Genomic DNA, 13,423 nt, shown 5'->3' with positions numbered 1-13,423 from the left:
TAATTTCTTGCCCAAGCCCCAGCTCTAGGGGGTAAATCCACTTTCGAGGCCCTTTGTTGATGTCACAAACTGTTGCGTTTGCCGACGATGTCCATTTGCCGCTGCTGCCGCTACGAGATGTGGTGGTGTTTCCGCATATGGTTATCCCGCTATTTGTGGGTCGCCCAAAGTCGATTCGTGCGCTAGAAGCCGCGATGGAAGATGGCCGCCATATCTTGCTGGTTGCGCAAAAGAACGCCCAGAAAGATGAGCCAGGCTTGGCTGACATTTATCCAGTAGGTACGATTGCCAGCATCTTACAGATGCTGAAGCTTCCTGACGGCACGGTTAAAGTGCTGGTTGAAGGTGGCCAGCGTGCTGAAGTCACCGATATTGATGAAGAGGCCGGCTTTTATAGCGCGATCGCTCATCCGGTTGATGCCAGCGGTGAGCAAGGGCATGAAGTAGAGGCGATGCGCCGTGCCTTGCTGACCCAATTTGATCAATTTGTTAAGCTCAATAAAAAAATTCCACCAGAAATTTTGACCTCTCTGGCTGGGATAGAAGATGCGCATCGCTTGGCGGATACGATTGCCGCGCATTTGCCTTTAAAGCTTGAGCAAAAGCAATCCATATTAGAAATGTTCGATCTTCGTCGTCGCATGGAGCAGCTGCTCAAACAGCTTGAATCTGAGCTCGATATCTTGCAGGTAGAAAAGCGTATTCGTGGTCGCGTGAAGCGTCAAATGGAAAAAAGCCAGCGTGAGTACTATCTGAATGAGCAGGTTAAAGCCATTCAGAAAGAGCTGGGCGAGCTAGATGAAAACGCAGATATCGACGAGCTTGATAAAAAAATCAAAAACGCCGGTATGAGCAAAGAAGCGCGCGATAAAGCCGAATCTGAGCTGAAAAAATTACGCATGATGTCGCCGATGTCCGCAGAAGCAACCGTAGTGCGTAATTACATCGATACCTTGCTTGATTTGCCGTGGAAAAAGAAAACCAAAATCAGCAAAGAGCTACCTGCCGCTGAGTTGGTGCTGGATACCGATCACTACGGCCTTGAGAAGGTCAAAGAGCGCATTGTTGAGTACCTTGCGGTACAAAGCCGTGTTGAAAAGCTCAAAGCGCCTATTCTGTGCCTTGTAGGGCCGCCTGGCGTGGGTAAGACCTCCTTGGGTGAGTCGATCGCTCGTGCTACTAATCGTAAATTTGTACGCATGGCCTTAGGTGGCGTGCGTGATGAATCTGAGATTCGTGGGCATCGCCGCACATATATTGGCTCGATGCCGGGTAAAATCCTACAGTCGATGACAAAAATTGGTGTAAAAAATCCACTCTTTTTGCTTGATGAGGTGGATAAGATGGGCTCGGATTTTCGAGGCGACCCTTCTTCTGCCTTGCTAGAAGTATTGGACCCAGAACAAAACCACGCATTTAGCGATCATTATCTAGAAGTGGATTTTGATTTGTCGGATGTAATGTTTGTGGCAACGGCTAACTCACTGAATATTCCTCCGGCATTGTTGGATAGAATGGAAGTGATTCGTTTGTCGGGTTATACCGAAGACGAAAAAGTAAATATTGCACTTAAATACCTAGTGCCAAAACAAACTAAGGCCAATGGTGTAGCTGAGGGTGAATTGGTGATTTCCGACGCTGCTGTACGTGATGTAGTGCGTTTCTACACCCGTGAAGCAGGGGTACGGAGCTTGGATAGAGAAATCGCGCGTATCTGCCGCAAGGTGGTGAAAAGCTTGATGATGAAACCAAGTGATAAAAAGATCACCATTACGCCTAAAAACTTAGAAAAATACTTAGGTGTACATCGTTTTGATTACGGTGTTGCAGAACAAACCAATCAAATTGGTCAGGTAACTGGCCTTGCTTGGACCGAAGTAGGTGGTGAATTGCTCACTATCGAAGCGGTAAAATTCCCAGGCAAGGGGAAAATGATACAAACCGGTAAGCTCGGTGATGTGATGCAAGAGTCCATCCAAGCGGCGTTATCGGTTGTGCGTAGTCGCGCTAAGGCCCTAGGGATAGACCCTGATTTTTATCAGAAAATTGATATGCACATCCATTTTCCTGAAGGTGCTACGCCAAAAGATGGCCCTTCAGCGGGGATTGGTATTGCAACTGCAATGGTCTCCGTGCTGGCTGGGATCCCCGTTCGTTGCGATGTTGCAATGACAGGAGAGATCACCTTGCGTGGGGAAGTGTTGCCAATTGGCGGTTTAAAGGAGAAACTGCTTGCTGCTCACCGAGGTGGCATCAAGCAGGTATTGATTCCAGAGGGCAATGTCAAGGATCTCGCTGAGATACCAGACAATGTAAAGCGCGGGTTAACCATACACCCAGTCAAGTGGATCGATCAGGTGTTGGGGCTTGCCTTAGAGCGGTTGCCGGAGGTTTTGCCGGAAGTGGTGGCGAGTTCAGAGGCTGTTTTGCCGCAAGCTGGGGTGGAAGTAACTGGACAGCTTACTAAACATTAGTTGACACGAGATTTTGTGGCTTGCTATAAAGCTTCAGTAATTAGTTAATCGTATCAATCCAATCAGAATTGAAAGGGGACGTAAGTGAATAAATCGGAACTCATCAACGCCATCGCAGAATCCGCTGGTCTCTCCAAGGCTGATGCAGGTAAAGCTCTGGATGCAACAGTAGAAGCCGTAACTCAAGCCCTTAAATCAGGCGACGAAGTAACGTTGGTCGGCTTTGGTTCTTTTTACGTGTCTGAGCGCGCTGAGCGCAGCGGCCGTAACCCACGCACTGGCGAGACTATCGCGATTGCTGCTGCAAAACAGCCTAAATTTAGGGCTGGTAAATCTTTGAAAGATGCAGTACAATAATCGACTTACTTTGCTGACTAAATCTTTGTTGGTGTAGTAATTTGGTCTGGGGTGATTAGCTCAGTTGGTAGAGCGTCTGCCTTACACGCAGAATGTCGGCGGTTCGACCCCGTCATCACCCACCATATAACTACAGAAGATTTAGTTGCATCGAGGAGTGGTAGTTCAGTTGGTTAGAATACCGGCCTGTCACGCCGGGGGTCGCGGGTTCGAGTCCCGTCCGCTCCGCCAGATTAGAATAAAAAGCCAAGCAGAAATGCTTGGCTTTTTTATTTGTCTATTATTTGCGTTTGCAAGACAGGCAGGCGTCAATCTGGCATTATCCGATAGGGTGAGATTTACACGCTCGGTTATGGTGCCCACATCTTGTGGTGATTGTGGTTGCCCGTTTAAACATAAAAAATACACGCCTTCGTGGCATAGATTGAATGGCCATTCGCCACTTCAGATTGTATGTTGCGAATCACTCGCGGAGTTGCTTGTCCCATGTTTTCTTTTGTTGAAAAAAACAAGACCGCCGTTCAGGTGGTACTTGGCCTCGTTTCTTTGGGTCTAGTTGTTGGTGTTGGCCTTACAGGCTACAGCGCTATGGAAGATGGCGATTCGTATCTGGCTAAGGTTGGCCAGACGCTTATTACCCCTCGTGAGCTTGCTCAAGCCATTGGCAACCAGCCTATCGCAAATGAAATGAAACCGATGGTGCTTGAGCAGCTGGTTAAAAAGCAGCTCTTACTTGAGCAAGCAGGTTTATTGCATCTCAAGGTTTCGGACAATCAAGTCCGTGACGCAATTGCTGCTATTCCAGACTTCCAAGAAAATGGCAAATTTAGCACACAGCGCTACCAAGACTTACTTGCAGCCCAGCAAATGACGCCGCTGGCCTTTCAGCAGCGTGTGCGTGATGATTTATCTAGCCGACATTTATTGTCTGGGTTTGCTAATGGTATTCAATCGGCGGCCATGACTGAGCATATGGCGAAGCTTTTGGGTGAGAAAAGAGAAGTGGCGATGGTGCAGATTTTGCCTGTCTCTTTTTTGTCGCAAGTGACGATATCGGATGCCGAGGTTAAAAAATATTACGATACACACAGCGAAGAATTTAAATCGCCAGAAATGGCCCGCTTGGAATATATCGTTTTCTCTCAGCAAGAATTAGCTAAAAGTGTTGTGGTGACGCCCGCCGATGTGCAGAAATATTTTGAAGTAAATAAAGCGCAACTTACAGGCGAAGAGCGTAAAGCCAGCCACATCTTAATTACGCTGGCTAAAGATGCTAAGCCAGAAGTGAAGAAAGCAGCGCAGGCTAAGGCGGATGCCATTTTAAAAGAGCTAAAAGCCAATCCCGCGCGTTTTGCTGAGCTAGCTAAAAAAGAGTCGCAAGATCCAGGCTCGGCTATGAATGGTGGGGATTTAGGTTTTTTTCCTCATGGCGCGATGGTAAAGCCGTTTGATGATGCGGCGTTTAAACTTAAAAAAGGCGAAATTAGTGCGGTAGTTGCCAGCGATTTTGGCTTGCACATTATTCGTCTTGATGATATTCGCAGTAAAACTTTGGCAGAAGTACAGCCTGAAGTTGAGCGCAAGCTTAAGCTTGAAAAAGTGCAGCAAAGCTTCCAAAACCAAGCTGAGAAATTTAATGAGCTGGTTTATCAGCAAGCGGATAGTTTAAAGCCAGCGGCAGAGGCATTTAAATTGCTTGTGCAGCAAAGTGCTTGGGTGACACGTGCAGCGGCGACTGATGAAGTGCTCAATAACGAGAAGTTACGTGAGGCTGTCTTTAGCGATGATGTATTAAAAAAGAAACATAATTCAGAAGCCATTGAAGTGACGCCAGGTACTTTGGTTTCTGTGCGTGTTCTTGAGGCAAAACCCGCGCAACTGCAGAAGTTAGAAGCGGTAAGCGCAGGCATTTTAGCTAAGCTTAAGCAAGAGAAGGCGCTTAAATTAGCGCTTGCTGAGGGCACTAAGAAATTAGCTGAGCTGAAAAAAGGCGGGGCGGACACGCTTACTTGGTCTGCAGCACAAGAAACGCTACGTATGGGGCAATCTGCAGTGCCAGAAGCTCAGCTGAAAGAAATTTTTAGCGTTTCTGCGGATAAGCTACCCGCTTACGTGGGTTCAGAGGTGAAAGGCCAAGGTTTTGCGCTATTTAAAGTGCTGAAATCAACGGCTGCCCCTGTATTAGACGACGAATTACGTCGCCGCATGAGTGAAAATATCGGGCAGATGTACGGCCAAGTTGAAGTGGCTAGCTATTTACAGGCGCTTAAATCGCAAATTAAAGTTGATTACAAGCTAAAACCTAGCTCACTTGAGTAAAAAAGGGGGTGAAAACGGCAAGAGAAATTTTATCTTGCCGTTTTTTGATAATTAGGATTGTATTTTCTTACTGACATGCCGATATTACTAATAAGCAATGGACTTATATTCTTGCTTATGACCTGAGGAGATATTGCCATGATCACCGTATTCAAGATGGAAGACGGAAGCGCAGAGCTAGAAACCGTGGATATCCTCGCAACTAGAGATGAATTTCTTCGCCCCTTTAACCTGCCTAGTTTGCAACTGCTCAGTGTTGCTGAGTCTGAATGTGCGAGGGTTTCAGTTACTCGCCATTTAGCTTAGCGTTTCGATTGATGTGCCATGAAGGGGCGCGTTTGCCCAAATAGGCGGCCGCGCCTTCACGTGCTTCTTCATGGGTTCTGATGTGTGCAATACGGTGTGCGGTATCAGAAATCATCGCATCATCAATAGGGCGATGTACTACGGATGTAATTAGCCTTTTGGCTGCAGTGAGTGCATGTGGGCTATTTTGTAGTAACTCGTTTATCCAAGCCTGTACTTGCGCATCCATTTCCTCGATATTCTGTTTTACCTCGTGTACCAATCCCAATTGCAGTGCAGTGTGGCAGTCAAATTGCTCCGCTGTCAGCATATAGCGCCTTGCTGCGCTGATGCCAATTTTGCCTATGATATAAGGCCCAATAACGGCGGGGATTAAGCCTAGCCGCACTTCATTGATACGAAACCAACTATCGCTAGTGGCCACGGCTAAATCACAGCAAGCAATCAAACCAACCCCTCCCCCCAAGGCGGGGCCTTGAATACGAGCAATCGTGGGCACGGGTAGCCGCTCAAGTGTTTGCATGAGGCGGGCAAGCCTGAGTGCATCTTCAAAATTGCGATGTTGATCAAATTGGGTGGAATGGTGCATCCAGCTTAAGTCTGCACCTGCACTAAAGGTGCTGCCTTCGGCTGATAGCACAACGACGCGTAAGTTGGAGTTTTGCCCGAATGCAGCAAGAGTGGCGGTGAGCTCTGCAATTAACATGTCATCAAAGGCATTACACAGCTCAGGTCTTGCGAGCGTTATAGTAGCAATGCCATGGCTGAAATGGGTGTGTATTGTGTCGCTCATCCCGACTCCTTAATGAAATTGCGTTGTTAGTATTAAAATTTGTAAATAAACTAAGGCAGACTGCAGAGGCAAGCGTTAAGGCGAGTCAGCTTAGTCAAGTTCAGTTGCATGTGGTAGAGTGCGCGCCACTCTGGGCTGATGGGAGGTTATGGGATGCAGGGATGGTCCTTATTACGTTTCTTAGGCCAGTTTCCAGTAATTTTCCTAGATTGATTAATGAATGAAGACGAGGTTTTTACTTTCTTTGTTTGTTTTCAAAGAGTAAAAGATGGCTTAATTCTTTTTGCATTCGTGATAAAAGTAGCTGTGCTGATATGGTGTTTTGCCTTGCTGGTTTTCTTTGGATGCTCTTGCATCGATTTAAAGGCAAATTTTATTGTTAGGTTCTTTGATTCCTTGGTCCGATGCGAATTATATTTTGGTCTTGTTTGTTGAGTATGCTGGCTTTGCCTGTTCGGGCTGAGCGTGTACTCATTCCCGGTGCAGAAATCACCTTGTCTGCAAAATACCTTCCCCCTCCTTTTCCTGATGCTGGGCCTGCTGCCGCGGTTGTGCTTTTGCATGGCTGCAACGGTATGGGGCAAACAACAGGGCTAAATCCAAGGCCAGAGCGGATGGCGAGCCTTTTGCAGGAAAAAGGCTACGCCGTCTTGATGCTTGATAGCTTTGGCGGGCGGGATTTGCTGGAGCTATGCAGTGTGCCGCTCAGTAAGCGCACCTTAAGCCCTAAAATGCGTGCAGAAGATGCACGGCATGCGTTGGAATGGCTAAAAACCCGCAAGGAAATTGATGGTGATCGCTTAGGCGTGATTGGCTGGTCGCATGGCGCTAGTGCTGTTTTATCTTTGCTAGGGCAAAAGCTGCCATCGGTTCGCGTTGGCGTGGCGTTTTTCCCCTCATGTAGCTCTTATTTGCTACGCGATAAATACCAAGTCACCGCGCCCTTGCTGATGCTGGTGGGGGAAGAGGATGATTGGACCCCCGCCGAGCCATGTCGAGCCTTAGTGGCAAAAGCAGATCAACCCACTTTTCGTTTAATCACTTATCCAGATGCTTTTCATGATTTTGACAACGCCAGCTTAAAGCCTGATGTGGTAAAACGGATGGTGGTGGGCGCATCAAGGGTAGTGATTGCGTTTAATCCCGATGCTAGCTCAGATGCATACAGACGTACCTTTAAGTGGTTATCGCCTTGGCTGGATTTAAATCGTATGCCGGTGGTCACACCCTCTTTGTTTCGCCATTCTGGTACGGGTGTAGGAAAAAACACTGGGCCTTAGTGATTCAATGATTTCAAATTATCTTAATTTACAGGGGTGAATATGAATTACTGCATGGAAGACTTAGCTTTAGGATTAAGTGCTGAATATCGTAAGACCATCACTGAAACGGATGTGGTTTTGTTCGCTGGTATTTCTGGCGACAATAATCCTATGCATATCGATGAAGAGTACGCGGTAAAAACACGCTTTGAAGGCCGGATTGCCCACGGCATGCTGAGTGCCAGTTTGATTTCTACCGTCATTGGAACGCGCTTGCCGGGTGCTGGGGCCATTTATATGGGCCAAAATTTAAAGTTTTTAAAGCCAGTTAAAATCGGTGACACAGTAACGGCTTTAGTGACTGTTTTAGAGTTGTTTCAAGAAAAACAACGTGTGCGTTTAATGACTGAATGTTGGGTACGGGGCGAAAAAGTGATTGATGGCGATGCCTTGGTGTGGGTGCCGCGTCGTCCACAGTAGCCACTGGCTATGGGCGTACTGAATAACAAGGAGTTTATCTATGCAAGCAAATCTGGCCACCTTGTTGGCGGCTATCCCTGAAATCAGTTTGTGTTCCTCGGTCGATTTATATGGGGGGAAGAGCCTGGCTTGCCATTGCTGCAAATTGAAGGTGAATTAGGCTCGGCAGTGATTGCTTTGCAAGGTGCGCATTTGCTGTCTTTTATTCCTAAAGCTAAAGGCGGGCGTGAGCTGCTATGGCGCTCACCCAAGGCGGTATTTGCACAAGGTAAAGCGATCAGAGGGGGGGTTCCACTTTGCATGCCTTGGTTTGGTGCTCATCCTTCCGGTTTGCCTTCGCATGGTTTTGCGCGGGTGTCTAATTGGGATGTGTTAGAGGTAGAAATCCTTAGCGATGGTGCGATTAAAATTGCGCTGGAGCTGGCTGACTCTGCCGCAACCCGTGCGCTATGGCCGCATGCTTGTTTGTTCCGCTTAGAAGTGATCGTTGGCCGCACGCTTAGTTTGCAGCTAAGTGTTGAAAATCGTAGTGATACCGCCGCGCTCTTTTCGCAAGCATTCCACAGCTACTTAGCCGTGCCTGATGTACAAGATGTTGTTATTAGCGGCTTAGGCCTGTGCACTTACGTGGATACCTTGCTAGATGGCCGGCCACGCTTACTGCAAGAGGGTGATTTAAGTGTGCAAGCGCTGACTGATCGGGTGTATCTAGATGTGCCTGCTGAACAAGTGATAAAGCATAGCGCTGGGCAGATTAAAATAGTCAGCGATACGCACTCGGCGATTGTTTGGAATCCTTGGGAAGGTGCCGCTAAAATGGCGGATGTAGGGGCCGAGCATTATCATGGTTTTGTTTGTGTTGAGCGTGGCGATGTTTTAGATAATGCAGTATCCATTGCTGCTGGCGGTGTTTATCGCGCCTCAATGACGCTATCCGAGTAGTGGCTGTTTTTTTATAGGTTTCTTTATGCAATACCGTGATCTGCGTGATTTTATTTCTCAGCTGGAACAAAGGGGCGAATTAAAGCGGGTTACCGTGCCGGTTTCTCCCTATTTAGAAATGACCGAAATTTGTGATCGTACTTTGCGCAGCGAAGGGCCAGCGATATTGTTTGAAAACGTACCTGGCCATAGCATGCCGGTACTGGCCAATTTGTTTGGCACGCCTACTCGGGTGGCAAATGGCATGGGGGCTGTGGATATTAGCGCCCTACGTGAAATTGGCAAAACCTTGGCCTATCTAAAAGAGCCAGAGCCACCTAAAGGCTTGCGCGATGCTTGGGATAAGCTGCCGCTCTTAAAACAAGTACTCAGCATGTCGCCTAAGGAAGTCAAGCATGGCCCATGCCAAGAAGTAGTTTGGGAAGGGGCTGATGTAGATTTAGCGCGTATTCCCATCCAACACTGCTGGCCAGAAGATGTCGCCCCGCTGATTACTTGGGGCTTGGTGGTGACGCGTGGCCCTAATAAAAAGCGCCAAAATCTAGGCATTTATCGCCAGCAGGTGATTAGTCGCAATCAGGTGATTATGCGCTGGCTAGCGCATCGCGGCGGCGCTTTGGATTTTCGTGAGCATGCGCAGCAAAATGCTGGCCAGCCTTTTCCGATTGCGGTGGTATTAGGCTGTGATCCTGCCACGATCCTTGGTGCGGTAACACCTGTGCCCGATACCTTGTCGGAATATCAATTTGCTGGATTGTTGCGGGGTTCAAAAACCGAGCTAGTGAAGTGTATAGGCTCTGACTTGCAAGTGCCTGCACGGGCAGAAATCATCTTAGAAGGGCATATTCAGCCTGCAGAGCTAGGCTTTAGCGGCGTGAGCGAAGCGGGTATTCCGCTAAAAGAAGTGGGTGGCTATTTATATGCGTTGGAAGGCCCGTATGGCGATCACACCGGTTACTACAATGAAAAAGACTGGTTCCCCGTATTTAGCCTAGAGCGCATCACCACGCGTAAAGATCCTATTTACCACAGTACCTATACCGGCAAGCCACCAGACGAACCTGCAGTGCTTGGCGTGGCTTTAAATGAAGTGTTTGTACCCATTTTGCAAAAGCAGTTTAGCGAAATTGCTGATTTCTATTTGCCGCCTGAAGGATGTAGTTATCGGATGGCAATTGTTTCGATTAAGAAATCCTATCCTGGGCACGCTAAACGGGTGATGTTTGGGGTGTGGTCGTTCTTGCGGCAATTTATGTACACCAAGTTTATTGTGGTGGTGGATGACGATATTGATATTCGGGATTGGAAAGAAGTCATTTGGGCAGTGACCACCCGTATGGATCCAGTTAGAGACACGACTTTGGTAGAAAGCACGCCGATTGATTACCTAGACTTTGCTTCGCCGATATCGGGGCTAGGTGGCAAAATGGGCTTGGATGCCACTAACAAATGGCCAGGTGAAACCAGCCGTGAATGGGGTAGAACGATTGCGATGGACGATGCAGTTAAATCACGTATCGATGCCATTTGGCCTGATTTGGGGCTATAACGTCTTATTGTTTTTAAAGAAATTAAGCTTAAAGGATGACCATGCTGCCTACACCTTCTCGTGAATTCCAATTTACGGAGCAAGACTTCGAAAAGGTGCGTAAGTTAATTTATAACTACGCAGGTATTGCCTTATCTCCTGCTAAGCAAGATATGGTTTACGGCCGTTTAGCCAAACGCCTACGGGCGTTGGGTATGCATACTTTTAATGAATATTTGCAGGTTTTAGAGCGCGGCAATAGCAAAGAATTTGAGCTATTTACTAACTCTTTAACAACTAATCTCACTTCGTTTTTCCGGGAATCGCATCATTTCCCGATTCTGGCTGAGCATTTATTGGCTCATCGTAGCGCTGGCACCTTAAATGTTTGGTCTTCGGCTTCCAGTACCGGCGAAGAGCCATATAGTATTGCAATGACGGCCTGCGAAGCGTTTGATAGCATGCATCCGCCAGTCAAAGTCATCGCAACCGATTTAGATACCAATGTGCTAGAAACGGGGCGCTTGGGGATTTATGTAGGGGAAGAAGTTGAGCGTTTAGGCCCACAAAGAGTTAAGCGTTTTTTTGATAAAATGGCAGATGGTCACTATCAGGCCAAACAAGAATTGCGCGATATGATTACATTTAAGCGGCTGAATTTAGTTGAAGCCACATGGGCAATTCGTGGCCCCTATGATGTGATCTTTTGCCGCAATGTGATGATTTATTTTGATAAGCCAACCCAGTTTAAAATCTTAGAGCGCTTTGCTCCGCAAATGAAATCATCGGGTTTATTGGTAGTAGGCCATTCGGAAAACCTATATCACGCTGCGCAGCTGTTTAAATTGCGTGGTAAAACGGTTTATGAGCTGGTGTAATGAGCGAAAACAATAAAAACCCACAAGCATGTTGTGGGTTTTTTTACGATGATTGCTTTAGTGTTGATATTACAGAAGGCAGCGCGGCCACAGCAAGCAATCCTCTGTACTAAAAATGCAATATGCATGGTTATTGTTCTAGGGTCTGTTGACGTTTCATTCGCGGCTGCGTTTGGCCCAGTTTTGGGGCTGAACAAGGAGAAAATGGCGACATGGTACGAGTACCATGAGCGATTTTTAACGCCGTGCAGCCCCAAAAATGGGCTAAACCCGAAGGGCTGAGCCGGAAAATGGCCATTCACTGCGTTATGCTCCTCGACAATAACCCGTTATTGCCTTCGTCACATGCCTTGTGCCTGGCCGTTTTCCGACTCAGCGCAATGGCGAATGAAACGTCAACAGACCCTAGTGTGGTATCTATTCGTGATTTTTATGTGTTTTGTGGGCTGTGCCTTATTTTATTTTGCTGCATAAATATACGTTTAATCAAATAGCATTTCTGTGCGCAGTGCTTGGGAAATGGCTTCGTCTTTAATTTGGCGGACCAGCTCAAAAGCAAATGCAGCAGCCGTACCAGGCCCGCGAGATGTGGTGATAAGACCATCTACAATGACATCGCCGCCACTAATGATGGCTCCTGCAGCGAGCAATGGGGCTTCGCAGCCGGGAAAACATGTGGCTTTATTTTCTCTAAGTAGGCCTGCTTTGGCTAACACCATTGGGGCCGCGCAAATAGCGGCAATGGGGCGGCCTGCGGCAAAATGGGCTTTAAGCCGGCTGATTAACTCTACAGAGGCCATCATTGCCTGTGTGCCAGGCCCACCGCCGGGTAGCACTAACATCTGTGTGTCATTGTCGGCTTGAGCCAGTGTTATGTCCGCTTCTAAGGTGATTTGGTGTGCCCCCATAACTGCGGTATGGTCTGCCACAGCAATTAGGCGGGTATTGATATTGGCTCTGCGTAGAATATCAACCACCGTTACTAATTCTATTTCTTCAAAACCTGGGGCAAGAAAAATATCGACTTGATGCATGGTTTTTTACCTTTATAGAAAATGTAAGTGCTCTGCTATTTGCTTGATCATCTTCCGCTTGCGCAGAACAAGGCGTGGGTTTTTAATATGGGATTATTTATGTTGCCAAGAATTGTATTTTTAGACAGAGATTCATTACCCCTCACTTTACTCCCCTTAAAAGCCAAACATCAATGGCAGGAATATGCCAATACGGCTGCTGCTGATGTGGCGGGGCGATTACAAAATGCAGAAATTGCGATTAGCAATAAAGTCCCCATTACGGCGGCAACGATTACAGCCTGCCCAAATTTAAAAATGATTGCGGTTGCCGCAACCGGTTATAACCAGATTGATTTGGCAGCGTGTAAAGCGCGGGGTATCCGTGTTTGTAATATTCGTGATTACGCTTTATCTGGAGTTCCTGAGCATGCCTTAATGTTGATGCTGGCCTTGCGCCGGCAATTACTCACTTATCGCATTGATGTACTGGCAGGTAAATGGCAACAAGCGCAGAGTTTTTGTCATTTTTCTGCGCCGATACAAGATTTGGCGGGCAGTACTTTGGTGATTGTGGGTTCTGGCGCATTAGGGCAAGCCATGGCGGGCTTGGCGAGGGCCTTGGGCATGCATGTGTTATTTGCCGAGAGAAAAAATGCGAGCGTAACGCGTGAGGGTTATATTCCCTTTAATCAAGCCTTGGGGCTGGCTGATATTGTTAGTTTGCATTGCCCGCTCAATACAGAAACACGGCATTTAATTGCTGAGGCTGAATTAGCGTTAATGAAAAACGATGCGGTATTAATTAATACCGCAAGAGGCGGTTTGGTGGATGAGGCGGCGTTATTAAAGGCTTTGCAGGCAGGATATATAGGTGGGGCGGGCTTGGATGTGCTGATTGAGGAGCCACCACGAAATGGTAATATTTTATTAGATATTGAGTTACCTAATTTAATTATTACCCCGCATATTGCATGGGCAGGGCGCTTTACCATGCAGCAATTGGCCGATCAGCTGATACATAATATTGATGCTTTTTTAGCGGGTGAGCCAAGTAATACTTTGGTTTGA

At 47.3% G+C, this 13,423-nt stretch carries 12 protein-coding genes and 2 tRNA genes; 12 read left to right on the top strand and 2 right to left on the bottom strand.

The window, feature by feature from the left end:
- The first annotated feature begins 59 nt into the window (after window positions 1-59).
- The 6 genes from lon (at window position 60) to C1H71_RS20525 (ending at window position 5,456) form a co-directional block, all read left to right on the top strand.
- A complete protein-coding gene (gene lon, locus C1H71_RS01355) occupies window positions 60-2,474 on the top strand; it encodes an endopeptidase La (RefSeq protein ID WP_188053486.1) in 2,415 nt (804 codons plus the stop codon).
- A gap of 84 nt (window positions 2,475-2,558) precedes the next feature.
- Window positions 2,559-2,831, top strand: a complete 273-nt coding sequence (locus tag C1H71_RS01350; protein WP_130104966.1) for an HU family DNA-binding protein — start codon at window positions 2,559-2,561, stop codon at window positions 2,829-2,831.
- A 49-nt stretch (window positions 2,832-2,880) separates the two neighbouring features.
- Window positions 2,881-2,956, top strand: a tRNA-Val gene (locus C1H71_RS01345).
- A 29-nt stretch (window positions 2,957-2,985) separates the two neighbouring features.
- Window positions 2,986-3,062: transfer RNA gene (locus C1H71_RS01340), tRNA-Asp, on the top strand.
- A 255-nt stretch (window positions 3,063-3,317) separates the two neighbouring features.
- Window positions 3,318-5,150, top strand: coding sequence for a peptidylprolyl isomerase (locus C1H71_RS01335; protein WP_188053484.1), 1,833 nt, complete (start codon window positions 3,318-3,320; stop codon window positions 5,148-5,150).
- 138 nt (window positions 5,151-5,288) lie between these two features.
- Complete coding sequence (locus C1H71_RS20525; protein WP_188053482.1) at window positions 5,289-5,456, top strand: hypothetical protein; 168 nt, start codon at window positions 5,289-5,291, stop codon at window positions 5,454-5,456.
- On the opposite strand, the gene C1H71_RS01330 is transcribed toward C1H71_RS20525, so the two are convergent.
- A complete protein-coding gene (locus tag C1H71_RS01330; RefSeq protein ID WP_130104964.1) occupies window positions 5,437-6,249 on the bottom strand; it encodes an enoyl-CoA hydratase-related protein in 813 nt (270 codons plus the stop codon). The two genes, C1H71_RS20525 and C1H71_RS01330, sit on opposite strands and share 20 nt — an antisense overlap.
- Before the next feature lie 404 nt (window positions 6,250-6,653).
- On the opposite strand from C1H71_RS01330, the gene C1H71_RS01325 reads away from it, so the two are divergent.
- The 5 genes from C1H71_RS01325 to C1H71_RS01305 all read left to right on the top strand — a co-directional run bounded on the left by C1H71_RS01325 (window position 6,654) and on the right by C1H71_RS01305 (window position 11,339).
- Window positions 6,654-7,529: a dienelactone hydrolase family protein gene (locus tag C1H71_RS01325; protein ID WP_130104963.1), complete on the top strand. Its 876-nt coding sequence runs from the start codon at window positions 6,654-6,656 to the stop codon at window positions 7,527-7,529.
- 42 nt (window positions 7,530-7,571) lie between these two features.
- Window positions 7,572-7,991 carry a MaoC family dehydratase gene (locus C1H71_RS01320; protein WP_130104962.1) on the top strand — a complete coding sequence of 140 codons (420 nt, stop codon included), beginning with the start codon at window positions 7,572-7,574 and terminating at the stop codon, window positions 7,989-7,991.
- 129 nt (window positions 7,992-8,120) lie between these two features.
- The gene (locus C1H71_RS01315; protein ID WP_188053480.1) at window positions 8,121-8,933 is read left to right on the top strand and encodes a D-hexose-6-phosphate mutarotase; all 813 of its coding nucleotides are present in this window, start codon (window positions 8,121-8,123) and stop codon (window positions 8,931-8,933) included.
- Between the two features lie 25 nt (window positions 8,934-8,958).
- Window positions 8,959-10,482 (top strand): 4-hydroxy-3-polyprenylbenzoate decarboxylase, encoded by a 1,524-nt coding sequence (ubiD, locus tag C1H71_RS01310; protein ID WP_130104960.1) that lies wholly within the window; start codon window positions 8,959-8,961, stop codon window positions 10,480-10,482.
- Between the two features lie 41 nt (window positions 10,483-10,523).
- Entirely contained in the window at window positions 10,524-11,339 is an 816-nt protein-coding gene (locus tag C1H71_RS01305; RefSeq protein ID WP_130104959.1) for a CheR family methyltransferase, read from the top strand.
- Between the two features lie 482 nt (window positions 11,340-11,821).
- Here the strand turns inward: C1H71_RS01305 and C1H71_RS01300 are convergent, their stop codons facing one another.
- Complete coding sequence (locus C1H71_RS01300; protein ID WP_130104958.1) at window positions 11,822-12,373, bottom strand: DJ-1 family glyoxalase III; 552 nt, start codon at window positions 12,371-12,373, stop codon at window positions 11,822-11,824.
- Between the two features lie 99 nt (window positions 12,374-12,472).
- Here C1H71_RS01300 and C1H71_RS01295 point away from each other — a divergent pair, with 99 nt between their 5' ends.
- Window positions 12,473-13,423, top strand: a complete 951-nt coding sequence (locus C1H71_RS01295) for a D-2-hydroxyacid dehydrogenase (protein ID WP_130104957.1) — start codon at window positions 12,473-12,475, stop codon at window positions 13,421-13,423.

Origin of the sequence: Iodobacter fluviatilis, from assembly GCF_004194535.1 — a bacterium.
Classification (GTDB): domain Bacteria; phylum Pseudomonadota; class Gammaproteobacteria; order Burkholderiales; family Chitinibacteraceae; genus Iodobacter; species Iodobacter fluviatilis_A.
The sequence above is the reverse complement of the archived record's forward strand: the minus strand, read 5'-3'. Positions and strand labels throughout refer to the sequence as shown.